27 protein-coding genes are annotated in these 25,622 nt (G+C 66.6%); 17 read left to right on the forward strand and 10 right to left on the reverse strand.

The window, feature by feature from the left end; genetic code table 11:
- The first annotated feature begins 92 nt into the window (after nt 1-92).
- Nucleotides 93-1,379, forward strand: a complete 1,287-nt coding sequence (locus A5789_RS10595; RefSeq protein ID WP_030516553.1) for an aminotransferase class I/II-fold pyridoxal phosphate-dependent enzyme — start codon at nt 93-95, stop codon at nt 1,377-1,379.
- A gap of 99 nt (nt 1,380-1,478) precedes the next feature.
- Here A5789_RS10595 and A5789_RS10600 read toward each other — a convergent pair whose 3' ends face one another.
- The gene (locus tag A5789_RS10600) at nt 1,479-2,318 is read right to left on the reverse strand and encodes a methyltransferase domain-containing protein (RefSeq protein WP_064903238.1); all 840 of its coding nucleotides are present in this window, start codon (nt 2,316-2,318) and stop codon (nt 1,479-1,481) included.
- A 140-nt stretch (nt 2,319-2,458) separates the two neighbouring features.
- Here A5789_RS10600 and A5789_RS10605 point away from each other — a divergent pair, with 140 nt between their 5' ends.
- Nucleotides 2,459-3,046 (forward strand): HhH-GPD-type base excision DNA repair protein, encoded by a 588-nt coding sequence (locus A5789_RS10605; protein WP_064903236.1) that lies wholly within the window; start codon nt 2,459-2,461, stop codon nt 3,044-3,046.
- A 21-nt stretch (nt 3,047-3,067) separates the two neighbouring features.
- Here A5789_RS10605 and A5789_RS10610 read toward each other — a convergent pair whose 3' ends face one another.
- Entirely contained in the window at nt 3,068-3,823 is a 756-nt protein-coding gene (locus tag A5789_RS10610) for an SDR family NAD(P)-dependent oxidoreductase (protein ID WP_064903241.1), read from the reverse strand.
- Nucleotides 3,824-3,977: 154 nt separating this feature from the next.
- Complete coding sequence (locus A5789_RS10615; RefSeq protein ID WP_063010949.1) at nt 3,978-5,129, reverse strand: LLM class flavin-dependent oxidoreductase; 1,152 nt, start codon at nt 5,127-5,129, stop codon at nt 3,978-3,980.
- A gap of 174 nt (nt 5,130-5,303) precedes the next feature.
- On the opposite strand from A5789_RS10615, the gene A5789_RS10620 reads away from it, so the two are divergent.
- Both A5789_RS10620 and A5789_RS10625 read left to right on the forward strand, forming a co-directional pair.
- The gene (locus A5789_RS10620) at nt 5,304-5,999 is read left to right on the forward strand and encodes a hypothetical protein (RefSeq protein WP_030516548.1); all 696 of its coding nucleotides are present in this window, start codon (nt 5,304-5,306) and stop codon (nt 5,997-5,999) included.
- 234 nt (nt 6,000-6,233) lie between these two features.
- On the forward strand, nt 6,234-6,947 hold the full coding sequence (locus A5789_RS10625; RefSeq protein WP_064922899.1) for a hypothetical protein: 714 nt from the start codon (nt 6,234-6,236) through the stop codon (nt 6,945-6,947).
- A gap of 100 nt (nt 6,948-7,047) precedes the next feature.
- Here the strand turns inward: A5789_RS10625 and bla are convergent, their stop codons facing one another.
- Complete coding sequence (gene bla / locus A5789_RS10630) at nt 7,048-7,998, reverse strand: class A beta-lactamase (RefSeq protein WP_064902097.1); 951 nt, start codon at nt 7,996-7,998, stop codon at nt 7,048-7,050.
- A gap of 127 nt (nt 7,999-8,125) precedes the next feature.
- On the opposite strand from bla, the gene A5789_RS10635 reads away from it, so the two are divergent.
- The 8 genes from A5789_RS10635 to A5789_RS10670 all read left to right on the forward strand — a co-directional run bounded on the left by A5789_RS10635 (nt 8,126) and on the right by A5789_RS10670 (nt 17,244).
- A complete protein-coding gene (locus A5789_RS10635; RefSeq protein ID WP_227462804.1) occupies nt 8,126-9,022 on the forward strand; it encodes a LysR family transcriptional regulator in 897 nt (298 codons plus the stop codon).
- A 2-nt stretch (nt 9,023-9,024) separates the two neighbouring features.
- Entirely contained in the window at nt 9,025-9,933 is a 909-nt protein-coding gene (locus A5789_RS10640; protein WP_063010904.1) for a serine hydrolase, read from the forward strand.
- A 73-nt stretch (nt 9,934-10,006) separates the two neighbouring features.
- Nucleotides 10,007-11,227: an acyl-CoA dehydrogenase family protein gene (locus tag A5789_RS10645; protein WP_064927199.1), complete on the forward strand. Its 1,221-nt coding sequence runs from the start codon at nt 10,007-10,009 to the stop codon at nt 11,225-11,227.
- Complete coding sequence (locus tag A5789_RS10650) at nt 11,224-12,654, forward strand: LLM class flavin-dependent oxidoreductase (protein WP_064902098.1); 1,431 nt, start codon at nt 11,224-11,226, stop codon at nt 12,652-12,654. The genes A5789_RS10645 and A5789_RS10650 overlap by 4 nt, the downstream gene beginning before the upstream one ends.
- An 80-nt stretch (nt 12,655-12,734) precedes the next feature.
- Nucleotides 12,735-14,114 (forward strand): styrene monooxygenase/indole monooxygenase family protein, encoded by a 1,380-nt coding sequence (locus A5789_RS10655; RefSeq protein WP_064902095.1) that lies wholly within the window; start codon nt 12,735-12,737, stop codon nt 14,112-14,114.
- Nucleotides 14,115-14,326: 212 nt separating this feature from the next.
- Nucleotides 14,327-15,445, forward strand: coding sequence for a dimethylsulfone monooxygenase SfnG (gene sfnG / locus A5789_RS10660; RefSeq protein ID WP_030516541.1), 1,119 nt, complete (start codon nt 14,327-14,329; stop codon nt 15,443-15,445).
- Nucleotides 15,442-16,683 carry an SfnB family sulfur acquisition oxidoreductase gene (locus A5789_RS10665; RefSeq protein WP_064902096.1) on the forward strand — a complete coding sequence of 414 codons (1,242 nt, stop codon included), beginning with the start codon at nt 15,442-15,444 and terminating at the stop codon, nt 16,681-16,683. The genes sfnG and A5789_RS10665 overlap by 4 nt, the downstream gene beginning before the upstream one ends.
- Nucleotides 16,684-16,719: 36 nt before the next feature.
- Nucleotides 16,720-17,244, forward strand: a complete 525-nt coding sequence (locus tag A5789_RS10670; protein WP_063010914.1) for a flavin reductase family protein — start codon at nt 16,720-16,722, stop codon at nt 17,242-17,244.
- On the opposite strand, the gene A5789_RS10675 is transcribed toward A5789_RS10670, so the two are convergent.
- Nucleotides 17,227-17,898, reverse strand: a complete 672-nt coding sequence (locus tag A5789_RS10675; protein WP_063010916.1) for a hypothetical protein — start codon at nt 17,896-17,898, stop codon at nt 17,227-17,229. The two genes, A5789_RS10670 and A5789_RS10675, sit on opposite strands and share 18 nt — an antisense overlap.
- A gap of 106 nt (nt 17,899-18,004) precedes the next feature.
- Nucleotides 18,005-18,625, reverse strand: a complete 621-nt coding sequence (locus A5789_RS10680) for a hypothetical protein (RefSeq protein WP_030516537.1) — start codon at nt 18,623-18,625, stop codon at nt 18,005-18,007.
- A 301-nt stretch (nt 18,626-18,926) separates the two neighbouring features.
- Between A5789_RS10680 and A5789_RS10685 the strand changes: the two genes are divergently transcribed.
- On the forward strand, nt 18,927-19,604 hold the full coding sequence (locus A5789_RS10685; RefSeq protein WP_063010924.1) for a hypothetical protein: 678 nt from the start codon (nt 18,927-18,929) through the stop codon (nt 19,602-19,604).
- Here the strand turns inward: A5789_RS10685 and A5789_RS10690 are convergent.
- On the reverse strand, nt 19,598-20,455 hold the full coding sequence (locus tag A5789_RS10690) for an SDR family oxidoreductase (protein WP_064927201.1): 858 nt from the start codon (nt 20,453-20,455) through the stop codon (nt 19,598-19,600). The two genes, A5789_RS10685 and A5789_RS10690, sit on opposite strands and share 7 nt — an antisense overlap.
- Before the next feature lie 160 nt (nt 20,456-20,615).
- On the opposite strand from A5789_RS10690, the gene A5789_RS10695 reads away from it, so the two are divergent.
- The 4 genes from A5789_RS10695 to A5789_RS10710 are packed head-to-tail and all read left to right on the forward strand — an operon-like array spanning nt 20,616 to nt 23,664.
- A complete protein-coding gene (locus A5789_RS10695; RefSeq protein WP_227463158.1) occupies nt 20,616-21,143 on the forward strand; it encodes a DUF3558 domain-containing protein in 528 nt (175 codons plus the stop codon).
- Nucleotides 21,144-21,171: 28 nt separating this feature from the next.
- A complete protein-coding gene (locus A5789_RS10700) occupies nt 21,172-21,552 on the forward strand; it encodes a hypothetical protein (protein WP_063010928.1) in 381 nt (126 codons plus the stop codon).
- A gap of 5 nt (nt 21,553-21,557) precedes the next feature.
- Nucleotides 21,558-22,862: a hypothetical protein gene (locus A5789_RS10705; protein WP_064904298.1), complete on the forward strand. Its 1,305-nt coding sequence runs from the start codon at nt 21,558-21,560 to the stop codon at nt 22,860-22,862.
- A gap of 28 nt (nt 22,863-22,890) precedes the next feature.
- A complete protein-coding gene (locus A5789_RS10710; RefSeq protein WP_030516533.1) occupies nt 22,891-23,664 on the forward strand; it encodes an ESX secretion-associated protein EspG in 774 nt (257 codons plus the stop codon).
- Between the two features lie 81 nt (nt 23,665-23,745).
- On the opposite strand, the gene A5789_RS10715 is transcribed toward A5789_RS10710, so the two are convergent.
- From A5789_RS10715 to A5789_RS10725, 3 genes are all read right to left on the reverse strand, one after another.
- Nucleotides 23,746-24,057, reverse strand: a complete 312-nt coding sequence (locus tag A5789_RS10715; RefSeq protein WP_064904297.1) for a colicin immunity domain-containing protein — start codon at nt 24,055-24,057, stop codon at nt 23,746-23,748.
- Between the two features lie 261 nt (nt 24,058-24,318).
- Complete coding sequence (locus A5789_RS36460) at nt 24,319-24,774, reverse strand: hypothetical protein (protein WP_155525915.1); 456 nt, start codon at nt 24,772-24,774, stop codon at nt 24,319-24,321.
- A 3-nt stretch (nt 24,775-24,777) separates the two neighbouring features.
- On the reverse strand, nt 24,778-25,622 hold an 845-nt coding region (locus A5789_RS10725), incomplete at its 5' end, for an RHS repeat-associated core domain-containing protein (RefSeq protein ID WP_231956638.1).

Here is a 25,622-nt window from a genome sequence, read left to right on the forward strand (position 1 = left end):
GCGCATCCGGCGAGTAACGTGGTCGGCTGGGTCGGCGCCAGAAGCGCACGATCCGTCAACCTGTTACCTCGCTGCTTGAAAGGCTGCTCAGGATGCCCCGGCAAACGCAGATCGGTTTGATGAGCCATGCGGAACTCGTATCGGAACACGAGACGCAGACCGCGAACTACGCGAAGCTCCAGACCGAGAAGCTCACGCTGGATCTGACGAGGGGTAAGCCCTCGCCGGAGCAACTCGACCTCTCCACCGGCCTGCTCGCCCTGCCGGGCGCCGACGACTACCGTGACGGCACCGGCACCGACTGCCGCAACTACGGCGGCCTGCACGGACTGCCGGAGTTGCGCGCGATCTTCGGTGAACTGCTGGGCATTCCGGTCGAGAACCTGCTCGCCGGCAACAACGCCAGCCTGGAGCTGATGCACGACGTGATCGTGTTCGCGATGCTGCACGGTACGGCCGACTCGCAGCGCCGCTGGGCCGACGAGCCGATCAAATTCCTGTGCCCGAGCCCGGGATACGATCGCCACTTCGGGATCACCGAATCGCTGGGCGTGCAGATGATTCCGATCGCCATCAACCATGACGGCCCGGACGTGCACGCCATCGCGGAGCTGGTCGCCGCCGACCCGCTGATCAAGGGTCTGTGGGCGGTCCCCAACTACTCCAACCCGACCGGCGTGAACTTTTCCGAAGAGGTTGTGCGCGAACTCGTTTCGATGCCCACCGCGGCGCCGGACTTCCGCCTGTTCTGGGACAACGCCTACGCGGTGCACCCGCTGACCGATACCGCCGCCCCGGTGTTCGACGTGCTCGGAATGGCCGCCGCGGCCGGAAACCCCAACCGGCCCTTCGTGTTCGCCTCCACCTCGAAGATCACCTTCGCCGGTTCCGGAGTCAGTTTCTTCGGCTCGTCCACCGAGAACCTCACGTGGTACCTGAAGTACGCCGCCAAGAAGAGCATCGGCCCGGACAAGGTGAACCAGCTGCGTCACCTGCGCTTCTTCGGTGATGCCGAGGGTGTGCGCCGGCATATGCAGGCCCACCGTGCGGTGCTGGAGCCGAAATTCAAACTGGTGCTGCGCATTCTGGAGGATCGTCTGGGCGCCTCGAAGGTCGCCTCCTGGACCGAGCCCAAGGGCGGCTACTTCATCAGCCTGGATGTGGTCGAGGGCACGGCCGCGCGCGTGGTGGCGCTGGCCAAGGAGGCCGGCATCGCCCTGACGCCCGCCGGTTCGGCGTTCCCCTACGGAAAAGATCCGGAGGACAAGAACATTCGCATCGCCCCCAGCTTCCCGTCGCTCGCCGACCTGGAGAAGGCGATGGACGGTCTGGCGACCTGCGTCCTGCTCGCGGCGACCGAGAAGCTGCTGGAGAAGTAGGGTCGGCGCGACCCGCCACGGAGTCGGAAGACCGGTTCGCGAGCCCCTGTTCGGGGACCGCGAACCGGTCTTTGCCTCGCGTTGTCCGGTCGGAACCGGTTACTGCGGCTTGTGCGCCAGTACCGCGAACATCGTCACCGAGAGGTGGATGTCACCCGTGCGCGCGCCGGCTTCCAGTTCCGCCAGCAACTCCCGCCGCTGCGCCTCGGTGATCGCCCCGCGCGCCTCCGCCATCTCGGCGATGCGGGCCACCAGCGCACCCGCGCCGGCGCTCGCGTCCTGGACCAGCGCATGCGAGCCGATATCGTCGACGACCAGTCCGGCCCCGGCGAGCAGGCCCGGCAGCCGCCGTCCCGAGAACGGGTTGGTGGTGTTGGTGATCAGGGTCTCGATCACCTCGTGCACGACCCGCCGGTCGCCCGGGTGCACGATGGCGGTGCCCCAGTCGCTGTCCATGACGACGACGCGGCCGCCCGGCTTCAGTACCCGGGCGATCTCCCGCGCGGCGCGCGCCGGGGCGGTCAAATGCTGAAAGACCCGCTCGCACAGCGCGACATCGAAGGTGTCACCGCCGAACGGCAGTCCGTAGGCATCACCGGGTACGAACCGGGCCAGCGAATTGTGCTGGGCGGCACGGCGTTCCGCCCCGGCCAGCAGATTCGGATCGGGTTCGACGCCGACCGCGTCACCGGTCGGGCCGACCGCGTCGGCGAAGACCAGCACCTCCGAGCCGGTGCCGGATCCGATGTCGACCGCACTTTCGCCCGGAGCGACGGCCAGGGCGTCGTGCGCCCAGCGGCGTAGTCCGCGAATTCCGGGGAGTGCAGCCTGCAGATCGTTGACGTCGATGAGTTGGTCGCGGCCCGCGCGATCGAAACGGTCCGGCCTCAGCCCTGAGGGCGAGGAATTGTCTGCCGAGGAGCTGTGTGTGGGCGCCATATCTTCCACCGTGGGTGTTGCCAAAGTGTCGGGCATGAAGATTCACCCTACGCGCGCAGAAAAGCTACGGGTGGGTAGGCATGTGAGTCCGGTCACGTCCGTCGGTAGGCGGAGATCCGGCCGTCTGCGATGATCGATACATGGTGAGCCGCAAATTGTGCCTCGCGCAGGAACCGGAGGCGGACAAGCTGTTGTCGGAGGACGACTTCGCCCTCTTGACCGGGATGCTGCTGGATCAGCAGTTTCCCCTCGAACACGCTTTCCGCGGTCCGAAGAAGATCGCCGACCGCATGAACGGTTTCGATATCCACCGGATCGCCGAGGCCGATCCGGAGGAATTCGAGGAATTGGGCGCGACCCCGCCCGCCATTCACCGCTACGGCCGGTCGATGGCCCGGCGCACCCAGGAACTGGCCCGATACGTCGTCGAACACTACGACGGCACCACCTCCGAGATCTGGACCCGCGACGATCCCGACGGCAAGGAAGTGCTGCGCCGGCTGAAGGAGCTGCCCGGCTACGGGGACCAGAAGGCACGCATTTTCCTGGCGTTGCTCGGCAAACAACTCGGTGTGCGCCCGGCGGGGTGGGAGAAGGCGGCCGGCGCCTACTCGGAGCCGAATTCGCGCCGCTCCGCCGCCGATATCGTCGACAACGAGTCACTGCTCGAGGTGCGGGCCTTCAAGAAGCAGATGAAGGCCGCCGCGAAGGAAGCCAAAGCGAAATAGCCCGCGCCTGCGGCGATCCGGCTACTGCGCGGTGTAGCCGCCGTCGACCAGGTGGTAGCTCCCGGTGATGAACGTGGCCGCATCGCTGACCAGGAATGCGACCAGCCCCGCGACCTCCTCGGGTGTACCGAGCCTGCCCAGAGCGTGTTTCTGTGCCAGGAAGGCCTGTGTTTCCTCGTCGAGGTTGGCGCCGAGCAGCGGAGTGTGGATGAAGCCGGGCCCGACGGCGGTGACCCGCACGCCCTGGGCCGCGTATTCCAGGGCCGCGTTCTGGGTGAGGCCGAGCAGGCCGTGTTTGGCCGTCACGTACGCCGAGGAATTCGCGAATCCCACGCTGCCGAGGATCGACGCCATATTCACGATGGCGCCGCCGCCGGCCGCCGCGACCGCCGGAAGCTGTTCGTGCAGTGCGTAGAACACGCCGTCGAGGTTCACCGACAAGACCTTGCGCCAGCCCTCCAGCGAATAGTCGCCGATCAGCGCGCTCTCCCCGCTGATACCGGCATTGTTGACCGCGATCCGCAGCGGTCCGAGTTCAGCGGCCGCCGCGACGCTGCGCTGGACGGTCTCCGGATCGGAGGCGTCGCCGGCGAAGGCCGCCGCCTGTCCGCCCGCCCCGCGAATTTCCTCGACCACCGTATGCGCGTTGTCCTCGTCGAGATCGAACACCAGGACCGCGGCGCCGCTGCGCGCGAGTTCGTGCGCGACCGCGCGTCCGATCCCGGAACCGCCGCCACTGACTATTGCCGCACGGTTGCTTACGTCATAAACGGCCATGATCGACACCCTCTCCGAGACATCGGTTAGCTCATGTACGGGGTCCTATTCGCTCGACGCCGAGTGTAGCTACGAGTTAGCGGTTATGGGGCGGGTGGTGCCGAATCGGTGCTGTCCGCACCGCGGCCGTGCGTACGCCGGACTGCGCGCCCGGTCAGCTGCTGCTCGCCGCCGCGGTGGCGAAAGGCGTTGTGGTGACGCGGGTTTCGCGATGGGCGGGCGGCTGCCACAGTCCGCGACGCTGCAGGATCGGCAGGACTCCCTCACCGAACCAGTACGCCTCCTCCACATGCGGATAACCGGAGAGAATGAACTGCGTGATGCCGAGGCGGGAGTATTCGATCAGCCGCTCGGCCACCTCTTCGTGCGAGCCGACCAGCGCCGTTCCCGCGCCGCCGCGCACCAGTCCGACACCAGCCCACAGGTTGGGCGCGATCTCGAGCCGATCGGTGTTGCCGCCGTGCAGTTCCAGCATGCGCCGCTGGCCCTCGGATTCGCTCTGCGCCAGATTCGCCTGCACCCGTTCGATATCCGCCGGATCGACCGCCGACAGCAACCGGTCCGCCTCGGCCCAGGCCTGTTCGGAAGTGTCGCGGGAGATGACGTGGATGCGCAGGCCGTAGTCGAGAATCCGCCCCTGATCGACCGCGAGGCGGCGGATCCACTCCAGCTTCTTGCTCACCGCGAACAGCGGCTCGCCCCAGGTGAGATACGTGTCGGCATAGCGGGCGGCCACGGGTCCGGCGGCGGCCGAGGAGCCACCGAAGAACACCGGCGGAATCGGATCGGGCCGATTGTTCAGTTGCGCGTTGCGCACCTGCAGGTGCTTGCCCTCGAACGTCACCGGAGCACCGGACGCCCACAGCTCCCGCACGATGTGCAGGAATTCGCCGGTGCGCTCGTACCGCTGTTCCTTGTCCAGGAAGTCGCCGTAGGCCTGCTGTTCGTGCGGTTCGCCGCCGGTCACGACGTTGAGGAGCAGACGTCCCCGCGAATGCCGCTGGAATGTTCCGGCCATCTGCGCGGCGAGCGTGGGACTCACCACCCCGGGGCGGAACGCGACCAGGAATTTGAGGGTTTCGGTGGTCTCCACCAGCATCGCCGTCGTCAGCCAGGCGTCCTCACACCATGCCCCCGTCGGCGTCAGCACCGCCTCGAAGCCGTTCTCCTCCGCGGCACCCGCGATCTGATTCAGATAGCGCAGCGACGCCGGACGGTCGCCCGACATCGAGGTGCCGTGACCGCCCGCGACCAGATTGCGGGAATCGCCATAGGTGGGAAGAAACCAGTGGAACGAAAGGCTCATTTCGGACATGATGGCCGACGACCGGAAGTGAGTCACCGGTTGTAATCGGGCTGGTTCTTAATCTGGCCCATCCGCATCGAACGCCCGCAAACTCCACCGATGCCGTGTGTCTGTGCCGGACACGGCAACCTGTGCTGCCGCGTGCCGGCAGTCGGAAAGTCGAGGAATCAAGCAGTGAAGATGAGGAAATTCGCCGTGCTCACGGCGCTGGTCGCGACGACGTTGGGTGCGCTGGCGGGGACGGTTCAGGCCGCTCCGGCCGCCGACGACGGTGTGGTGAACTACCAGGCGAGGTCCACCGAGAACGCGGCCGTCATTTCGACCGATGCCGGGTCGATGGATGTCGAGGACGGCGTATTCAAGATCAAGGCCGCCGATGGGACCACCGTCGCCGGAACGCAATTGACGTTCCGGGTCGACGATTTCGAGTTCCCGATCGCCGCCGATATCTCCGGTCGTACCGCGACGCTGACTCCGCAGTTCGATCTGCAGCATGCGGTCTACAAGCCGGTCGCGCTCCCGTTCGAGGACAGCGCGCCGTGGAAGACCCCGTATGAGCGCGAGGTCGCCGCCTTCACTCGTCTCAAGGACACCATCGCTACCGGCGCTGCCATCGGCACCGCGGCCGGTGGTATCGGCGGCGCGGTCATCGGCTGCATCGCCGGCGCTGCCCTCGGTGTCGTCGCCACCGGCGCGCTGGCCACCCTGTTCGGCCTCGGCCCGCTCGGCGGCTGTGTCGCCGGTGCCGCCGCCGTCGGCTTCCTGGGCGTGCTCGCCGGCCAGATCTTCGTGACCGCTCCGGTCGCCATCGCCGCCGTGATCCAGTACTTCTCCACCATCAACGAGCCGTTCAAGGCTCCGGCCAAATGAAGCGGTTACCGGCCCCACCCCTGAGCCGGTAATTATTTCAGCGGTCGAATTGAAGGACCCCCGCACTTTCGAGTGCGGGGGTTCTTTTTTAATTTGTGAGATTCGATCTATTTTTCCCTGTGGAGCTATTCGAATCGACCTGGTTATTAACCTCGTCGCTTTTTCGCATTCACCACAAACTGGATAAAGCCGATGCGGCCGAATGCAATGAGTGATGAGGGAAAAACAGTGAAGATGAGGAATTTTGCCCTGGTCGCGGCCACGGTGGCCGCCGCCGTCGGCGTGACGGCCGGCACCGTGAATGCCGCGCCCGACACACCCGACGAAGGTGTCGTCAATTATCGGGCATCGACGAACGAGAAGTCGACGATCATATCCACCGACGCCGGTTCGCTGGATGTGGAAAATGGTGTCTTCAAGATCAAGGCCGCCAATGGGACGACTCTGGCCGGAACGCAATTGACGTTCCGGGTCGACGATTTCGAATTCCCGATCGCCGCCGATATCGCCGGTCGCACCGCCACCCTGACTCCGCAGTTCGATCTGCAGCACGCGGTCTACAAGCCGGTCGCGCTCCCGTTCGAGGACCAGGCGCCGTGGAAGACGCCCTATGACCGGGAAGTAGCGGCGTGGACCCGCCTGACCAGCACCATCACCGCGGGCGCCACGATCGGCACGCTGGTCGGTGGCATCACCGGCGGAGCCGTGGGCTGCTTGCTCGGCGGTATGGCGGGTGCGACCGTCGCCGCGGCCGCGATCGTCGGACTGTTCGGCGCCTTCCTGCCGGCGGCCGTGATCGGCTGCTTCGGCGGCATCATCGCGGTCGGTGCGCTGGGCACGCTGGCGGGCCAGTTGCTGGTCACCGCACCGGTGGCGATCCTGGCTGTCGCCCAGTACTTCACCACCGTCAATGCGCCGTTCAACCCTGCTCCGGCTCCGGCCAAGTAGGGCAGAGCGGTATCCCGCCGGGTACCCCGGGTCGATCGGCACCGACCCGGGGTACTCGGTCCTCGCGAAACACCCTGTAGTACAGGGTGTTTCGGCACAATCAGCGTGGAACAGGGGTGCCGTCCAAGGTGGCGATCGCGATCGTGGCGGCACGGGCGATCGTCGCATTGTCGTATTCGGCGTCCGGCCGGTCGCGGGTGGACAGGATCGTCAGCACGATCGGCGCACGTCCCGGCGGCCACGCCACGGCGATGTCGTTGCGCGTTCCGTAGCTGCCCGCGCCGGTCTTGTCGCCGACCTGCCAGCCCGCCGGCACCCCGGCCCGGATCAGCGCACCGCCGGTGGTGTTGGCCCGCAGCAGTCCGGTGAGCACGTCGCGATCATCGGCGGCGACCGCCGGGTCGAGCACGTAGTGCCGCAGATCGGCGGCCAGCGCGCGCGGCGTACTGGTGTCGCGCTCGTCGCCGGGCAGGGCCTCGTTCAGCGTGGTCTCGGTGCGGTCCATCCGCGTGGTGGTATCGCCGATGGCGCGCAGCCGCTGCTGCAACCCCTGCGGGCCGCCGAGTTCGGCGAACATCAGATTGCCGGCGGTGTTGTCGCTGAACCGCACCGCGGCGTCCATGATCTCGCGCAGAGTCAGACCCTGGTCGACATGTTGTTCGGTGACCGGGGAATTGGGCAACAGATCGGCCCGGGTGTAGGTGATGCGACGGTCGAGTTCGGCGGGTGGGAGGGTGCTCAGCAGCGCTCCCGCGGCCAGCGCCTTGAACGTCGAGCAATACGGAAACCGCTCGTCCGAGCGATATTCCACGACCCGTCCGGTGCCGGTGTCGAGCGCGTATACGCCGAGCCGGCCGTGCAGGCGAGCCTCCAGATCGTGGAATTCGGCCAGCGATTCGGCGGCGAGCGGAACCGTCGATGTGGGCGCCGCGGTCGATACGGGCGCGGTCGATACGGGCGCGGCGCTTCGATCGGCACCGCAGGCGCTCAGCGGGATGAGCGTGGCAGCGGCCGCGAGCAGCACGGCCGAGCGGGTGAAGCGAGGGGGCATCATATGCGTTCCTTGTGGATGGATGGCTGTGAGCGCTCGCAGCAAGAGTGGCAGCCCTCGCGCATGCTGTCCAAGACACCTGTGGCGGTATCCATGCTGTTTCGGCATAGACTGCGCGATCGTGGACATGGTCGCCGCCTGCAAGGCGTTCGTCGCGGTGAGCGGGCTCGGTAGCTTCACCGCGGGTGCGGCCGCCGCGCAGATCCCGCAGTCGGTCGCGAGTCGCCGGATCGCGGCGCTGGAACGGCACTTCGGCGCGCGATTGCTCGAACGAACCTCGCGCACGGCCACATTGACCTCGTTCGGCCGCGATATGCTGCCGTCGGCGCGGCGGCTGGTCGAGGCCGCCGAGGCTCTGGCCGAACATGCCGAGCGGGCCCGGCAACGCCCGTTCCGGTTGGCTCTGCCCGCCACCTGCGGGCCGGTGCCGCTGGCCGCGCTGATCGCCGAATGCCGCGCCGCGCAACTTCGGCTCGAACCGGAGCCGGCCGATCCGGCGCGGCGCGCGGAACTCACCCGCACCCACGAGGTGCGTGCCGCGATCCTGGCTGTCCCCGCCGATCGCGGCGTCTGGCGCGTACCGCTGGGCCTGGCCGACACCACCGGCCCGCACAGCGCGCCGATCTTTCTGGAAACCCTTCGGGTACTCCGCCTTTCGGGAGGGCAACGTCGGCGCGGCGTATGGATACAGCCGGAGGACGATGTGCCGCACATCCGCGATCGGATCACCCGGCTGCGCGATTCGCTCGGCTTGCGCCCGGCTCAGGTGGAGGTCGCGCCGTCGCTGGTCACCGCGGTCGCCGAGGTACTCGACGGCACCGATCTGCTGTTGTGCTCGCCCGCCCAGGCCGCCGAACTGGGCCTGCACTGGCGGCCGATCGGGGAGGTGGAGCTCGCCCGGGGCTACGACATCGCGGCCGGATCGCGCGAGGACGCGGAACGCGTGCGCGCCCTGAGCGCCGAACCGATCGGCCGCTGTCTCGGCGTGCCGGACAACGACGTCGCACGCGACGAGCGGAGCTGAACATGGGCGTTTCGACCGCACTGCGCCGCGCGCGCACGGAACTCCACGACGCCGGACTGGACGGCTCGATTCTGGTGCGCGATCTCGACACCGGCGACGAGCTGGGCCTCGACGCCGAACTGGAATTGCCGATCGCTTCGCTGGTGAAGGTGCCGCTCGTACTGGCGACGATGGAACGGGTGATGCGCGGCGAGATCGATCCGGCGGCTCCGATCCGGGTGCTGCCCGGCCGCAGCACGGTGGCCGGCCCGACCGGGTTGAGCAGATTTCGCCATCCGGCCACGGTCGCGGTCGAGGACCTGATGTATCTGAGCATCGCGATCAGCGACGGCGGGGCCACCGACGCCCTGTTCGAGCTGACTCCGCCCGCCGCGGTGACCGCCGAACTGCGCCGCCTGGGCCACGAGGGCATCGCGGTGCGGCATCTGGCCGACGATCTGGTGCGGACCCCGGCCGAGCAGTTCGCCCCGGCCGACGGTCATCTCGCCCATGCCCTGGCCATCGAGGCCGCCACGGCCGGACGCGGACATCCGGTGACGCAACTCGACATCAGCCATGCCAACACCGGCACCGCACGAGCGTTCGTCGATCTGCTCGCCGAAGTGTGGCGGCCGGCGCGGGCCCACCGCGACGCCGCCGCGAGAGTGCGAGAGTTCCTGTCGGGCAACCTGTTACGTCAACGCCTCGCCCCCGATTTCAGCTCCGACGCCACCCGCTGGTCGTCGAAGACCGGCACGCTGCTGAATCTGCGGCACGAGGCGGGCGTAGCCGAACACGCCGACGGGCAAACCCTGGCCGTCGCCGTGCTGACCCGTTCGCGGGTACCCGCCGTGGTGCAGCCCGGCGCGGAGGCCGCGATGGCCACCGCCGCGCGTATCCTCCACGACGAACTACGGATGCGCCCCTCCTGAGCATGTGACGGATAGTTATGTTCCCGCTGCGTGTAACGGGTGAGCGAATCGCGTTGCCGGGTCATCGTCGGGTATGGCCTCCACAGCACCGCAGCAGATCTCCGATCGCGACCTCGACGACATCTTCGGCCCCGTATTCGACCGCATCGCCGCCGGGGCGGTGGCGCGCGAGATCGATCGCCGCTTGGCCTACGAGGAGGTCGACTGGCTGCGGCAAGCCGGATTCGGGGCGCTCCGGGTGCCGGCCGAATACGGCGGCTTCGGCGTCAGCGTGCGACAGCTGTTCCGGCTGCTGATCGACCTCGCCGCCGCGGAATCCAATCTGCCGCAGGCACTTCGGGTGCACTTCTCGTTCGTCGAGGATCAGCTGCTGGCCGAGCCCGGTCCCGCGCGCGAGCACTGGCTGCGCGCGGCCGGCTCCGGTGTGCTGGTCGGTAACGCCATCACCGAACCGGGCGTCGGCGCGGTAGACCGCTACCGCACCCGGCTGACTCGTGGCACCGACAACGACTGGCTGCTGAACGGCACCAAGTACTACAGCACCGGTTCGCTGTACGCCGACCATATTCTGGTGGCGGCAGACCGTGACGGGGAACGGGTGTCGGTGCTGGTCGACGCGAATGCCGACGGTGTGCGCCAGAGCGACGACTGGGACGGTTTCGGGCAGCGGCTGACCGCCAGCGGCACAACGGAATTCAACGATGTGCGGATCCCCGAAGAGCGGGTGCTCGGCCCGGGTTACGGCGCGCCCGGCCGTACCTACGCCACCTCGTATCTGCAGTTGGTGCAGTTGGCGGTGCTGGCCGGTATCGCCCAGCGGGCGGAATCCGACGTTCGGGCCTGGGTCGCCGACCGCACCCGCAGCTACAGCCATTCGGTCGCCGATCTACCCCGCCACGACCCGCTGGTACAGCAGGTGATCGGGAAGCTGTCGGCCGCGGCGTTCGGAGCGCGGGCCAGTGTGCTGGCCGTGGCCGACCTGCTGGACGGCGTGCTGGCAGCCGGAGCGCAGGACGAGGCCGCGCTGGACGCGGTCGAATTGGCCTCGGCCCAGGCGCAACTCGGTGTGATCGACACCGTCCTGACCGCCACCACCCAGCTGTTCGAGGTCGGTGGCGCCTCGATCACCTCCGAAGATCTGCGGCTGGACCGGCATTGGCGCAACGCCCGCACCATCTCGGTGCACAATCCCGCGGTTCAGAAGGCGCGAGCCATCGGTGACCACCTGCTCAACGGATCCGAACTCCCGTACGCGTGGAGCGCGGGCAGCCGCGAGGGTCAGGTGCGGCGATGACCCGGCGCATCCGTTTCAACGCCTTCGATATGAACTGTGTGGCGCACCAGTCCCCGGGGCTGTGGCGCCACCCCGAGGACCAGTCGCATCGCTACAAGGAGCTGAGCTACTGGACCGAATTGGCGAAACTGCTGGAACGCGGCCGTTTCGACGGTATCTTCATCGCCGACGTGCTGGGTATCTACGACGTGTACGGCGGTAACGACATCGCCGCGTTGCGGCAGGGCGCGCAGGTACCGGTCGCCGATCCGCTGCTGCTGGTTTCGGCGATGGCGGCGGTGACCGAGCATCTGGGGTTCGGCATCACGACCGGCACCGGGTTCGAGCATCCCTTCCCGTTCGCCCGGCGGCTGTCGACCCTGGACCATCTGACCAACGGCCGGTTGGGCTGGAACGTGGTCACCGGATATCTACCGTCGGCCGCCGCCAATATGGGTGAGTCCGAGCACCTCGACCACGACGAACGCTACAACCACGCCGACGAATATCTCGAGGTGCTGTACAAGCTCTGGGAAGGTTCCTGGGAGGACGACGCGGTCGTGCGCGACCGGGCGCAGGGCATCTACGTCGATCCGGCGAAGGTGCATCACATCGGGCACGCCGGAAAGCACTTCACGGTGCCGGGTATCCACCTGTCGGAGCCCTCGCCGCAGCGGACCCCGGTGATCTACCAGGCGGGCGCCTCACCCCGCGGCGTGGCCTTCGCCGCCGAGAACGCCGAGGCGATCTTCGTCGCCGCGCCGTCGAAACGAGTTCTGGCACAGACGGTTACCCGTATCCGCGATGCGCTGGAGGCGGCCGGTCGCGACCGCTGTGCCGCCCGGGTCTACGCGCTCGCCACCATCATCACCGACGCCACCGACGAAGCGGCGCAACGCAAATACGACGAATACCGCTCGTACGCGAGCGTCGAGGGCGGCCTGGTGTTCATGTCCGGCTGGATGGGCATCGACCTGTCCCGGTACGACCTCGACGACCCGATCGGCGAGGTGAACAGCAATGCGATCCTGTCCGCCGTGGCCGCGTTCCAGGAATTCGACGACGACGGCCGGGAATGGACCGTGCGGGATATCGCGGCCTGGGCCGGCATCGGCGGAATGGGGCCCGTATTCGTCGGATCGGGTACGTCGGTGGCGGACCGGCTCCAGGAATGGGTCGACGAGACCGATATCGACGGCTACAACCTGGCCTACGCGATCACCCCGGGAACATTCGAAGATATTGTGCGGCACGTGATTCCGGTTCTCACCGAGCGCGGCGCCTATCCGCGGGAGTATGTCCCGGGCACCCTGCGCAACGCGCTGTTCGGCGCGGGCGACCGGTTGCCGGACGACCATCGCGGCGCCCGCTACCGGCTCGGCGGGCCGGGTTCGACGGCGCTGCCGGACGAACAGGTGCGACCGCAGGCGGGCATCACGGCGACGTGACCGATCGGCGGTGCGGGTACATCGATTCCCGGTGATTGCAACTGTCAACGAAAGCGGCTGGCAAGCGCAGTATTTCGGCTATGACGAACCAGAATTCGAAACGCACCGCCGCCATCGTCGGCGCCGGCATCGCCGGTGTCACCGCCGCTCTCGGACTGCAACAAGCCGGGTTCGACGTCACGATCCACAGCGATCGCGACCAACGCGGTCTGCGTGACGACATCCCCGCCACCGGAACCGCGCTCATCTTCGGTGAGGCCCAGGCCGCCGAAACCGCCCTCGGACTCGACACCTACGTGAATCGGGCCCCGCAGCACACCGGACTCAGCGTGCGCATCGCGGGTCCCGGGCCGGAACGGCCCGAATTGATCGGATTCGACGGCGATTTCGACGGGTTCGTCGGCATCGCGGTCGACACCCGGCTCGAGGTCGACGAGCGACTGACAGCGTTCGTCGAGGCCGGTGGTCGCTTCGTGGTCGAGAAGGTGACTCCCGAGAGCCTGGACGCTATCGCCGCCGCGAACGATCTGGTACTGGTCGCGACCGGTAAGGCGGGTTTGGCGGAGCTGTTCCCGATCGACACCGAACGGACCGTCTACGACGCGCCGCAGCGCAGTCTGCTCACCGTCACCGTGACCGGATTGGGTTACGAACCCGAGGTTTTCGCGCACCGCAGCACGTCCGGCGGGCAGCACAGCGGATTCTCCATCTTCGCCGAGCAGGGCGAGGCGTGGTGGGGTCCGTATCTGCACAAGGACGCCGGGCCGAGCTGGGCCTTCCTCGGCTGGGCGCGGCCGGGCAGCGAATGGGAGAGCCGGTTCGCCGCCGCGGATTCCGCCGAGTCGGCGCACCGCATCGTGACCGAGCTCTACCGCGACTACATCGACTGGGATCTGCCGGAGGTGCTGGCCACCAAGGTGATCGCCGAGGACCCGCACTCCTGGCTGAAGGGTGCGGTGCGGCCGGTGGTTCGGCACGGTGTCGGCCGCACGGCGGGCGGGCACGTCGTGGCGGCGCTCGGGGACACCGCGGTCGCCTACGACCCGATCGCCGGCCAGGGCGCGCAGAGCGGACTCATTCAGGCGCAGCGGCTCGTCGCGGCCGCCTCCGCGCACGAGGGCCCCTTCGACGCCGACTGGATCGAGGAGCAGTACACCGCGTTCCTGCTGGCCCGCTCCGATGCCGCCGCCAAGGTGACCCGCCTGTTCCTCGGCGATCCGGAGCTGGCCGAGATCGGCAACCGGTTCTTCGCCGCCGCGGCCGTCGACCAGCGCGTCGCCTCGGTGCTGGTGAGCACGCTGCACAAGCCACAACCCCTGCTGCAGATCAACTCGCTCGCCGACGCCGACGCGCTGCTCGAGCAGATCACCGGTGAGGGCGCCGACGAGCTGGTGGCGCGATTCCAGCCGGCGGGCCGGTTCGAACGCTCGCGGTACGGCTCGGCGGTCGCTCCGGCGTAACGGCGGGCCGTTGATCGGAGCACAGCGGCTGATCCGATCCTGAGGATTCAAACCCTCGTCCGGGCGGTTCGGCGGTGTTGAAGTGGAGGTGCGCCGGGTGCACGGTTGCCGCACTCGGCGCACTGACCACGGTTGTACCGACCACGGTTCGCGCACGAACATCCCGGCCGTCGGCGCGACCGGGTGCGGATGTCCCCATCACAGGAGTGTCGATGACCACCGAGAAGATCGCCGAGCAGACCCGGTTCGCCTACTGGGTGCCCAACGTCAGCGGCGGGCTGGTGACCAGCACGATCGATCAGCGCACCGGCTGGGATTTCGAATACAACAAGAAGCTGGCGCGCACGGCCGAGAACAACGGCTTCGACTACGCCCTCTCGCAGGTGCGCTACACCGCCTCCTACGGCGCGGAATACCAGCACGAGTCGACGTCGTTCAGCCTCGCGCTGCTGGGCGCCACCGAGCGGCTGAAGGTGATCGCGGCCGTGCACCCCGGGCTGTGGCATCCGGCGGTACTGGCGAAATTCGGGGTCACCGCCGACCATCTGTCCGGCGGACGCTTCGCGATCAACGTCGTATCCGGTTGGTTCGGCGGGGAATTCACCGCGCTCGGGGAGCCGTGGCTCGAGCACGACGAGCGGTACCGGCGCAGCGCAGAATTCCTCGAGGTCATCCGCAAGCTGTGGACCGAGGACGAGGTGAACTACGCCGGCGACTTCTACCGGATCCGCGACCTGACACTGAAGCCCAAGCCGCTCAACACGGCGGAGCGGCCGAATCCCGAACTCTTCCAGGGCGGTAACTCGACGGCCGCGCGACGCAACGGCGGCCGCTACGCCGACTGGTACTTCTCCAACGGCAAGGATTTCGACGGCGTCACCGAACAGATCGAGGATGTCCGGGCGGTCGCGCGCGAGCACAACCGTGAGGTCAAGTTCGGCCTGAACGGGTTCATCATCGCGCGCGACACCGAGGCCGAGGCCCGCGACACCCTGCGCGAGATCATCGAGAAGGCCAACCGGCCCGCCGTGGAGGGTTTCCGCGACGCGGTGCAGCAGGCCGGCGCTTCCACGCGCGACGGCAAGGGCATGTGGGCCGATTCCACCTACGAAGATCTGGTCCAGTACAACGACGGCTTCCGCACCCAGCTGATCGGCACTCCCGAGCAGATCGCCGAGCGGATCGTCGCCTACCGCGACCTGGGGGTCGACCTCATCCTCGCGGGCTTCCTGCACTTCCAGGAGGAGATCGAGTACTTCGGCGCGAAGGTGCTGCCGCTGGTCCGGGAGCTGGAGGCCCAGCGGGAACCCGAATTGGCGGCGAGTCGATGACTGCCGTCGCCGCCGCGCGGATCACCTCCGCCGCCCAGGCTCACGAGACGGCGGCACGTCTGGCCGCGCAATTCGCGGTCGATGCGGCCCGGCGCGACAGCGCCCGCGAGTTGCCGCATCGGGAACTGGACCAGCTCTCGGCCAGTGGGCTGCTGGCCGTCATCGTGCCGGCCGAATTCGGTGGTGCGGATCTGGCGCCCGCCCAGGTGGCGGAGATTTTCCGGCTGCTGGCGGCGGCGGACCCGAATATCGCGCAGATTCCGCACAGCCATTTCGTCTATCTGAATCTGTTGCGACTGGCGGGAACTCGCGCTCAGCGGGAACGCTATTTCGGACGGGTGCTCGCCGGCGCGCGGATAGCGAACGCGCAATCCGAGCGCAGCGGCGCGACCATCGCCGAAATCGGCACCACACTGCGTCCCGTCGACGGCGGATTGAGAATCGACGGAACCAAATTCTATTGTACGGGTTCGCTTTTCGCGGATCTGCTGGCCGTCCTGACCCGTCTGGACGATCCCGACGGGCGCAGCAGCCTGGACCCCGGCGAATACATCGCCTTCCTGCCCGCCGATACCGCGGGTGTGACGATCGTCGACGACTGGAACGGCATCGGCCAGCGCACGACGGGTAGCGGGACCGTGACACTCGAGGCGGTGCGGGTCACGGGTGACCAGCTGATCCCGCGGGCGGCGGCGGTGCGTGCCCCCACCGGTTACGGAGCCTTCGCGCAGTTGCTGCACGTCGCGATCGATGTGGGCATCGCCCGCGGCGCGCTGGACGCGGCTGCGGAGTTCGTGCGCACCGAGAGCCGTCCGTGGTTCGAGGCCGGGGTCGATCGGGCGAGTGAGGATCCGCTGGTGATCCAGCGCATCGGCGAGTTGGCGGTCACCGTGGCCGCCGCCGAGGCGACCTTCGAGGTGGCCGGGCGAGCCGTGGATCATGTTGTCACACAGACGAACAGCGGCGCACTCGACACCGAGACTGCCGCCGCGCTCGCGGCGGAGGCGTCGATCGCGGTCGCCACCGCCAAGATCACCTCCGACCGCGCCGCGAACGAGGTGTCGGCCGCACTGTTCGAGGTGAGCGGAACCCGCAGTGCCGCAGCCGATCTGGGGTTGGACCGGTTCTGGCGCAACGCCCGCACGCATACGCTGCACGATCCGGTGCGGTGGAAGTACCAGCACATCGGGCGCGCGGTGCTCAACGGCACCACACCCCCGTTGCACGGCGTCATCTGAACAGACGTCCGCGAGTGAGTCGAGAAGTGGGTAACCATGTCTGATCTGAGCGAAATACCCTCCGACAGTGCGGGTTTGCGTCGCGCCTTCGCGCATTTCCCGAGCGGTGTGGTCGCGGTCTGCGCGGAATTCGACGGTGTTCCGGCCGGTTTGGTGGTGAGCACCTTCGTGCCCGTATCCCTGGATCCGCCGCTGGTGTCGTTCTGCGTGCAGGACAGCTCGACCACCTGGCCCAAACTGGTCGGCGTCCAGCGATTGGGTCTGAGTCTGCTCAGCGCCCACCAGGACGAGGCAGCGCAGCGAATGAGCAGCCGCAACGGTGACCGGTTCGGCGATGTCGAAGTGCATCGGGGAGCGGGCGGTTCTTTGTTCGTCGGCGGCGCGGCGGCCTGGCTGGAGGGCACGGTGCACACCCAGGTGTCGGCCGGCGACCATCAGGTCGTCCTGGTGCAGATCACCCGCCTGGCTACGCGCTCACAGCACGAACCGCTGGTCTTTCACGGCAGCCGATTCCGCCGCCTGCATCCCGGCGCCGATCCGGCCTCAGCCGAGGTCGCGTAACCCGTCCGGTCCCGGCCGCGAGGGCCGGAAACAGAGCCGCCGCCGCGGTCCGGGATCGGGAGCGGTGTGATCGAGCACCGCGGAGGCGAGCCCGCGCGCTCGCATGCCGGCGCGGTCCATGTCCTGGCTCAGCGCGTCCAGATGAATCAGCGTGTGCCGCAGCAGAATGGGGCCGATATCGGCAGGTTCGACGCAGGCGTCGTGATAGGCCCGCACCGCCCGCGGATCCTCGGTGAGCGCGGCGATGCCGCCCAGCCGCACCCGTTGCGTCAATCCGGTCCAGACCCGCTCGTCCTCCGCGTTGCGCAGATCCCGCCAGCCCCCGCGGTAATCCAGATCGCGGATGATCGCATCGGCCGGTTTGCCGGTCCTGGTCTCACCGACGACCGCCCAGAGCGCCAGCAGCCAACTCAGGGCCCAGAGAACGGTGTCCGGCTCGCGGCGGTACAGCGTGTGCAGATCCGACCACGCCTCGTACTGGGTGAGCAGATTGGCCCAGTCGAAGACCAGCGTCTCGACCTGGCGCAGCAGTGGAGCGGGCAGATCCTCGTCCGAGGGCCGCACGATCTCGACCGCGCGGCCGGAAACCGCATCGCGCAGTTCGACCATGTCGGTCTCGGCTGTCGCGACCCATCTATACGGTTCCCCGGCCATCCTTCGGATTGAGCCACGAATTCGCCGGGGGTGCAAGCAGAACGCCCGTGATGTCCGAAACCGGTGTCGCGGCGCGGCGCGGTCCGCCCCGCGACACCGGCCCGGATCAGGGCTGTCCGCTCACGACCGCGTTGACGGCGTCCAGGAACGGCTGGCCGCCCATCGCGTATCCGCCCGCGATGGCGCCGACCACCATGCCGATCGGCCCGGTGATGATGCTGAAGAAGCCCATCCCGAGGACGGCGCCGATCAGGCCGCCGAGCACGCCACCGGCCACCAGGCCGACGACGTTCTGATTGATTTCGTTGGTCAGCCGCGCCATCGAATTGATCGGCTGCATCTCGCCGATCTCGGTGGCGGTGGCCTTGGGCTCGAGCACGACCTTGTGCCCGTCGTCGCTGATGTGTTGCGCGACATGGACCGTGCTGCCGGCCATCCGGTACGTCAGCGGCACCGTGACGAGGTCGGCGCCGTTGTCGGACTTCAGGGCCACAGCGGTCGCGTCCTTGTCGACCTCGAATCGCCCGTGCTCGACGACGGCGGTCAGGACCCGCGAAAAGTCGCTGAGTACAGCGTGATAGGTGACTCCGCGGTCGGTTCCGGAGGTGGTGATCTCTTTGGCGGCGGCCGGTGGTGCGGCCGGGGGACTGGCGTTCACGGTTCCCGCGGTGATCCCGACCGTGGCCACCGCCAGGATCGAGGTTGCGGCGAACGTGCCGAACTTCATTCAGGATTCCTTCTCACGAGACTTCCGGCCGAACGGTCCGGACGAAAGCTGACAATAACGCGTCGAACGCTAATTGCCAGACTTGGTAATTCCGGAACCCGAACGGCGGCATTGTTGTGCGATCGTGATCAAGTAATTTAGTGAAAAAGAAACCTTTTTATTTTCGATGCGTCGGGCCCCGCCGCCGCCTCGACGCGAACGCCCGGATGGTGTATGCATTTGCGAGGTCTGCAAATTCGCAAGTGTTCTTCGATCATCGTTCGGGGTGGTTCGAAGCGTTACCGCTCTGGAGGACGAGTACGTGTCGCGCCGACGTGTTCAAGCCGGTGTCACCCTGACGGGCTTCGTGATTGCCGCCGCGCTGTCGGCGGCATGTCTGATCGCCGCCGCGCTGTCGTTCACCGCCGGGCATCATTCGGACGAAACGCGTGCCGCGGCAGCGGTATCACCCACCACCACGGTCGCGCCCGTGGCCGCCGAGCCGCCCGCCCAGCCGACCGCCACCGGTGTCACCTCCTCGGCGTCGGACGAGCCGCTGGTGCTGAACAAGGGTGCCGATCAGAAGCATCCGGGCGAGACGGTGGCCGTCGGCGATTGCGTGGCCGCAGTGGTCGCCACGCCCGACGCCGGCGCTCCGGTGCAGAAAACCGCTTGCGCCGGTACGGATTCGCGCTACAAGGTCACCGCGAAGGCCGTCGCGGGCGCGCACTGCCCGGCCGATGCCGACCGCTCGGTGGCCGAGACGCTGCCCGGCGGTGCCACCGACACCCTCTGCCTCGACTTCAACTGGGTCACCGGCGCTTGCATGAATATCGCCGACGGCAGTCCCACTCCCGTCGACTGTGCCACCGCAGCCCCGGGCCGGGTGCGCGTGGTGGAAATCAAGAACGGCACCACCGACGTCAACAGCTGCTCCGACGGTGACCGCGGATTCGTCTACAACGAAAGGCGTTTCGTGGTCTGCGTGACGCACTACTGAGTGTCGCGCGCCGGGGCCGGCAGCAGTTTGCTGAACTCGCGGTTGGCAATTCGCGCCACCAGCTCGTACGGCCACGCGAACTTGCGGGCGAACCAGTAGCCGATGCGGATATCGGGCGAGGTGTGCACCAGGAAGCGGTTGTGCCGGACGCCGGAGATGATCCGGTCGGCGACCTTCTCCGGCGTCACCGCATGCCCCTCGAACAGTTTCACCATCCGCCGCACCCGAGGATCGTCGCGATCCACGCCGACGATCTGCACGGTGCCCACCAGCGGCGTGCGCACCGCCCCGGGCACCACCAGGCTCACGCCGATGTCGTGGCGCTCCAAGTCGAATCGCAGCACCTCCGACACTCCGCGCAGCCCGAACTTCGCGGCGCTGTAGGCCGCATGCCACGGCAGCGCCAGCAGCCCCGCGGCCGAGGACACGTTGACCAGATGTCCGCCGCGCCCCGCCGCCACCATCGGCGGCACGAAGTTCTCGATGATGTGGATCGGGCCCATCAGATTCACATCGACCATCGACTTCCAGTGGCGGTGCTCGAGATTCTCGACCGTGCCCCAGGTGGCGATGCCGGCGATATTCATGACCACGTCGAGGCTGCCGTACTCGTCGTGTACCCGCTTCGCCCACGAGGTCACCGCCTCGTAATCGGAGACGTCGAGCACCTGCGCCTCCAGCACCTCACCCCCGCCGGCGCCGACCCGCGCCGCCGTCTCGGCCAGCCCCTCGGCATCGATATCGGTCAGCACCAGCCGCATCCGCGCCGCGGCGGCAGCGACCGCGGTCGCTCGGCCGATCCCGCTGGCCGCGCCGGTGATCAGGCACTTCCGGCCGGTCAGATCTTTCATCGTGGTCTCCCCTTATTTACGAACACTGTTGTTCACAATAGAGGTTTTTCCTCGCGGCACCAGACACCCTAGGGGGCTTCTCGGCCACCCCGTCCGTTTGAACCGGTTTGATAAAGTCGGCCGACCAGGTGCAAGCATGATCAACCGAAGGGGGCGGACGGTGGCTGCTCGCCGACTCGCGATAGTCCTGCTGGCGGCAGTTGTGCCGATTCTGGCCGCGTGCAACGACGGGAACGACGGGGGTAACGGATCCACGACCAGCGCTGCGGCGGTGAAGTTGTGGGATCCTTGTACGCAGATTCCGGATGATGTGTTGCGGAAGGCGGGGGTGGATCCCGCGACGAAGGAGAGCGGGATCGCGGGGGTGCATCAGAGCGGGTGGGAGATCTGTAACTGGAAGGGGAAGCAGTACACCGTCAACGTGCTCTCCGGTAAGCGTTCCCTGCAGGAGATCCAGAACAAAGAGGGCAACGTCGACTTTCAGGACGTGGTACTTGCCGGACGGAAGGGACAGCAATACCGGGTCGAGGGTGCATCGAAGAACGACACCTGCGACGCCGTTTTCGCTGCTCAACAGGGGATCGTCGAAATTGTGATCACCAACAGTCTCATCGTCGACAATCCTGGTGATCCGTGCGCCACACTGCACCACGTCGGCGAACTGCTCGTCCCTCTGATGCCGGAGTAAGTGTCGAACCAGAAGGGGAGGAACAGACATGGCCGGTGAAGTAGAGACTTGGAAGAAGTTCGCCGAGCAAGCGCGCGGAGGCGAGCTGTATCTGGATGACGAAGCCGTTGCTCGTGAGTGCCTCGCGGCGTGCGACACACGGCTGACAGAGCTTCAAAGCCTGTTCAACGTTGCGCAACTGACTCAGCGGGTCTCCGGTTTCGGCGACTTCGACATGGGCCACGCCCTCGAAGGCGGCTACCTGAAACAGGCTACCGGCGAACCGAATTCGATCGACCAGGTCATCAAGGACCACATGGAAACCGTCAAGAACATGCGCGAGGTGATGGCACAGTCCGTCAAGCACCTCACCGGCCAGGACGTCGCCGCCGCCGGACAGATCGCAGCCACCGACACAGCGGGCAGGTAGTCGTCATGAGTTTTCTGCCGGAGGGGTTCAGCTCGTTCGTCGGTGAGGTCCTGACGAACTGGACGCAGGGGCGAGATCCCTCGCATATCCAGAATCCGTATGAGCTGCAGGGAAAATTCAACACCACCCGCGACAGCGTCCGAAACGACGCTCGCGCAATCGGTTTCGAGGGTGATTTCCGCACGCCGTCGGTGCAGACCACCGACAACTTCGAACGACACGACCTCGCGACCTTGCGGGAGAAGGTCGACAAGATCGACCTCGAGGCGGTCAACAACCTGAAGGATGCCTGGAACAAGATCGGCACCCAGGAAACCACCTCGTTGACGACGTTTCAGCAGGCCATGGGCAAAGCCACCAACGAGGGCATCTGGCGTGGCCAGTCGTGCAATGCCGCCGCGAAGGCGGTGACGGACTACACCTCGCAGGCGTCCAAGGTCGCCAAAGCCGCAGCGCTGACCAGTAACAAGTTGTCGGAGCTGGCTACGGGCCTGGCGCCGACGAAAACCTTGGTGCCGCATGTGCCTGGCCATCGGTCCGGAGTCAGCAACGCGGTGAATCTCGTGGTGGGGAAGGGCTGGCGAGACGATGTCACGGCCTACAACAATGCGTATACCGAGGCCAAGCGGGTATTGACCACGGTTTACGCCCCGGTCGTCCACGAAAGCGATACCGGCGTCCCGGTCATTCCGAAACCGAACACGCAGGATCCGGCCGGGCCGGGCGACCAGCCGCCGCCGTCCTCGTGGCGCCCAGGCGGTAACGGTCCGGGACCATCCGGTCCCGGCGGCACGCACGACACGAATCAGCCCAAGCCGGGTGATCAGAATCAGAACGGCCAAGGTTCGAATTCGCAGACATCGCAATCGGATCCGTCGGGGAACGGCCAAACGGACGGCTCGCAGAACGCCGGTGATCAGGCTCGTACCGATCCCTCGTCGGCGACGACTCCTTCCGGTCTCGACCCGAGCTCGCTCGGTTCCTCGGGTTCGTCCCTGCCGGGCGGCAGCGGCAGCGGTCTCGGCGGTGGCCTCGGTGGAACCAACGGCCCGAACGGACACGGCAGCAGTGTGCCCGGGGGAGTCCAGCCCGGCGCTCTGGCGGGGGCCGGGGGACGCGCGACGGCCTCGGCGGCTCGCGCCGGCGCCAGCGGTATGCCCGGGATGGGCGGTGCTGGACGCGGTAAGGGCGACAAGGAAGAAGAACGCACCAAGAGCGTCGCCGACTACTTGATCAACCAGGAGAACGGTGACGAGTTGACCGGCATCCCGGATCTTCCGAAGACCGTTCCTCCGGTCATCGGGGAGTAGTGGCGGTCGTGGGCAGGAGGGCGGGGCGATGAGTGACAGAAAATGGCGGTTCGATGCGGCCGAATTCCGTGTGCTGTGGGACGCGACGGGGCGCGATGTGCTGCCGTACCCACTGGCACACCGGTTCACCGCCGAGCCGACGCTGGAGGATGTGAACCGGACGCGGCAGCGCATCGCGCAAGTCCTGCTGCCGCAATTGGACGAGGACCTGGACCGCGCAATCCGAGTGCTGTTCGATCCCGAGGTCCGCGTCGAGATCGCGGGGTTCCGCGGGCGCGGCCGTGAACACCGAATCCGCGTCCACGCCGCCGTGCGTGATCGCCACGGCGTGATCGCGGTGCAGGAACCGGGACCGGAGGATACGGTCGGCGGGGCGGTACACCTCTCCTATCTCGAATCCGATCGGGTCGCCGCCGCGGTGATCGCGGAATTGCCCGAATGCGCTGAGGGACAAGGCAAGCCGCTGAACATTCCGGTCGAAGACCTGGAAACTTCCGCAGCTCACGTCCGTGATCCGTGGGTCGTCGGCCCGAAGGAACAACTGGCGCGCTTCCTGAAACGCCCGACCACCGCGAACTTCCACATCGCGGCCTATCCGTGGGGCAGCCCCGACAATCGGCATACGCAGGGACGCAAGGACTTTCAGATCACGGATTTCGTGGACGACGGTCGGTACGCGATCTTCGGCGACCGCATCCTGCGCATCAAGCCGACCGATTCCAGGCGGATGACCGCACAGGTGCGGGACATGATCACCCGCACCACCACGGAGGTGCGCGACGGAGTGCATCCGCGTCCCTGAGCCGCGCTTTCACTCGTCGCGCCATTTGTGGGCATGGGCGAGGCCCGACGTCCGGGATCGAGGCACTCGGAGAAACGCTGTTCAGAGCATGCGTAACCCATGCAGAACGTCCTGCACGTCCCTGGCCAGGGCGGCATCTGTGAGATCGCCGTACTCGCACTGAGCGGGATCGATGGCGTACTCCTCGAGAGCGTAGAGCACGCGGTTCAGCAGCCGGTCGAAAGGCTCTCGCACACGCTCCCCGGCTTGAAGAGAATCCCGCCGCGCCCCCAACCACGCCCGCGCAAACTCGGACCCCGGAACCGCGCCCGCAACGAACAACTCCATCAAGGTCAACTGCGCCGCGACGCCACTGCCCGCCGCCACATCGGACGGCCGCGCCCAAACCTTCATCCGGCGTACGCCAGTCCTATTCGTTGGGGCTCGCTCTGATAGTTGGACGTCTCAGATGCAGTCCTCCGCGCGAACGCCGCAGCGGTCATGCATCCGGGAGTTGTCGTCCAGTCCTTCACCCTCTTCGAATTTCCATGCCTCGTCAACGGGCGCGTACCGGAGCCTCCCGTGGCCTTCGTGGAGGGATTCACCGGTGCGCTGTTCCTGGAGGCCAACACCGTAATCAGGAAGCCGCACCGCCTGACGAGCACTAGATAGATATCAGTCGACGGATGAAAGAGTGCGGTGAAACGCTGATGCGACAAGCCGCTTGTCCATCCCTTCGAACCCCATCGACTCCAGCGGTATTGCAACCGTGCTTATCGAATGCCCAGCCGAGTTCTTGATGACGGCAATGCATTTATCCAGTATTTCGCTCAGCTTAGATTCTTCCGGTGCGGGATGACTGCCCTTGAAATATGGAGCATAACTCGGCGTTGCCACAATGAACTCTGGCGCGACGTCGCCAGTCGTGTTGACAAGAATCTGCGCCCGTTCGGTATCTGTGCGCCCACCGTATCGGTCATGGGCAAACACTCCTGGAAGTATCAAAGCGTCACAGCTGCGGGTTGCTTCGGGCATGGCCCCGACGCGGAATTCCACATTGTCCATGTTACGCAGTGCGGCTCGCGCTTCTACCAACGCGTTCTCGTACGGCGCGAAAATAACGAACTTCAATTTTCATCCTCCTACCAAACCGTGAGGTAGTATCCTAGGCCTGCCGAGTTGTGACAGAATTTCGGTCGGTAGAGCAATCCCCTCGCCGACTCCGGAATCGGCGAGATGTTCGATGAAGGCGCTCTCAGGGATCAGGTGGGCATCAATCGTCGTTCGCACGATAGTATACGGGCCTTCGTGCGGAAAAGCCTTGTACATGCCGCGTGCATACGCATTTGCGCCCTCTTCTGAAAAGGCGAAGTACTTCGTTTCTATCCCGCGAGGATTGGAGAACCCTCGGTTGGCCTTGATGTCCTGTAGTTCTTTGTCCAACACAGCCCGGTACAGATGTATCTGTTTGTTCTTGCAACGCAACCCGAGAGGATCCAACCAGGTGAGGGGGTTGTGAGGATAAGCCATCGGGTTCGCGGACGGCTCGAGACCCAGCGGATCCGGCGCCGTGTAGCGTCCTGCCTCTGCGTCGTAGTACCGGTGGTAGTTGTAATGTTCGCCGGTTTCGTGGTCATATAGCTGTCCGGGGAAACGAAGCAACGTCTGCGTAGTGCCGCGCCATGTTGTGCGGCCCCAGAGATCGGCGGTAGCTATGCCCACGGTCTCCACGGCGACGAGATCGATGAGCTCGACAGGCGAGCCGACGAGGTCGGTGGTGATGGCGCAAAGCCCGCTGTGGGCGGAATCTCCTTGAATAGTCTGTGCCAGAGGGGTGTACGTCCCAGCGTGGTGCCTCCAGGAGGTGGTGACGGCACCTCGCTCTTGCGACCCGACCCACGTCTGTTCGATCAAATACGTTGAGTCCCAGGTGTAATGGGTTCTTTCGAGGAATCGACCGCCATCTGTAGTCTGCCGCT

The sequence above is a fragment of the Nocardia sp. 852002-51101_SCH5132738 genome (assembly GCF_001665695.1).
GTDB lineage: Bacteria > Actinomycetota > Actinomycetes > Mycobacteriales > Mycobacteriaceae > Nocardia > Nocardia nova.

Bases quoted from the DNA above. Each gene is read 5' to 3' on its own strand.
- A5789_RS10595 (WP_030516553.1), top strand. From the start codon at position 93: ATGCCCCGGCAAACGCAGATCGGTTTGATGAGCCATGCGGAACTCGTA.
- A5789_RS10600 (WP_064903238.1), bottom strand. From the start codon at position 2,318: ATGGCGCCCACACACAGCTCCTCGGCAGACAATTCCTCGCCCTCAGGG.
- A5789_RS10605 (WP_064903236.1), top strand. From the start codon at position 2,459: ATGGTGAGCCGCAAATTGTGCCTCGCGCAGGAACCGGAGGCGGACAAG.
- A5789_RS10610 (WP_064903241.1), bottom strand. From the start codon at position 3,823: ATGGCCGTTTATGACGTAAGCAACCGTGCGGCAATAGTCAGTGGCGGC.
- A5789_RS10615 (WP_063010949.1), bottom strand. From the start codon at position 5,129: ATGAGCCTTTCGTTCCACTGGTTTCTTCCCACCTATGGCGATTCCCGC.
- A5789_RS10625 (WP_064922899.1), top strand. From the start codon at position 6,234: ATGAGGAATTTTGCCCTGGTCGCGGCCACGGTGGCCGCCGCCGTCGGC.
- bla (WP_064902097.1), bottom strand. From the start codon at position 7,998: ATGCCCCCTCGCTTCACCCGCTCGGCCGTGCTGCTCGCGGCCGCTGCC.
- A5789_RS10635 (WP_227462804.1), top strand. From the start codon at position 8,126: ATGGTCGCCGCCTGCAAGGCGTTCGTCGCGGTGAGCGGGCTCGGTAGC.
- A5789_RS10640 (WP_063010904.1), top strand. From the start codon at position 9,025: ATGGGCGTTTCGACCGCACTGCGCCGCGCGCGCACGGAACTCCACGAC.
- A5789_RS10645 (WP_064927199.1), top strand. From the start codon at position 10,007: ATGGCCTCCACAGCACCGCAGCAGATCTCCGATCGCGACCTCGACGAC.
- A5789_RS10650 (WP_064902098.1), top strand. From the start codon at position 11,224: ATGACCCGGCGCATCCGTTTCAACGCCTTCGATATGAACTGTGTGGCG.
- A5789_RS10655 (WP_064902095.1), top strand. From the start codon at position 12,735: ATGACGAACCAGAATTCGAAACGCACCGCCGCCATCGTCGGCGCCGGC.
- sfnG (WP_030516541.1), top strand. From the start codon at position 14,327: ATGACCACCGAGAAGATCGCCGAGCAGACCCGGTTCGCCTACTGGGTG.
- A5789_RS10665 (WP_064902096.1), top strand. From the start codon at position 15,442: ATGACTGCCGTCGCCGCCGCGCGGATCACCTCCGCCGCCCAGGCTCAC.
- A5789_RS10670 (WP_063010914.1), top strand. From the start codon at position 16,720: ATGTCTGATCTGAGCGAAATACCCTCCGACAGTGCGGGTTTGCGTCGC.
- A5789_RS10675 (WP_063010916.1), bottom strand. From the start codon at position 17,898: ATGGCCGGGGAACCGTATAGATGGGTCGCGACAGCCGAGACCGACATG.
- A5789_RS10680 (WP_030516537.1), bottom strand. From the start codon at position 18,625: ATGAAGTTCGGCACGTTCGCCGCAACCTCGATCCTGGCGGTGGCCACG.
- A5789_RS10690 (WP_064927201.1), bottom strand. From the start codon at position 20,455: ATGAAAGATCTGACCGGCCGGAAGTGCCTGATCACCGGCGCGGCCAGC.
- A5789_RS10700 (WP_063010928.1), top strand. From the start codon at position 21,172: ATGGCCGGTGAAGTAGAGACTTGGAAGAAGTTCGCCGAGCAAGCGCGC.
- A5789_RS10705 (WP_064904298.1), top strand. From the start codon at position 21,558: ATGAGTTTTCTGCCGGAGGGGTTCAGCTCGTTCGTCGGTGAGGTCCTG.
- A5789_RS10710 (WP_030516533.1), top strand. From the start codon at position 22,891: ATGAGTGACAGAAAATGGCGGTTCGATGCGGCCGAATTCCGTGTGCTG.
- A5789_RS10715 (WP_064904297.1), bottom strand. From the start codon at position 24,057: ATGAAGGTTTGGGCGCGGCCGTCCGATGTGGCGGCGGGCAGTGGCGTC.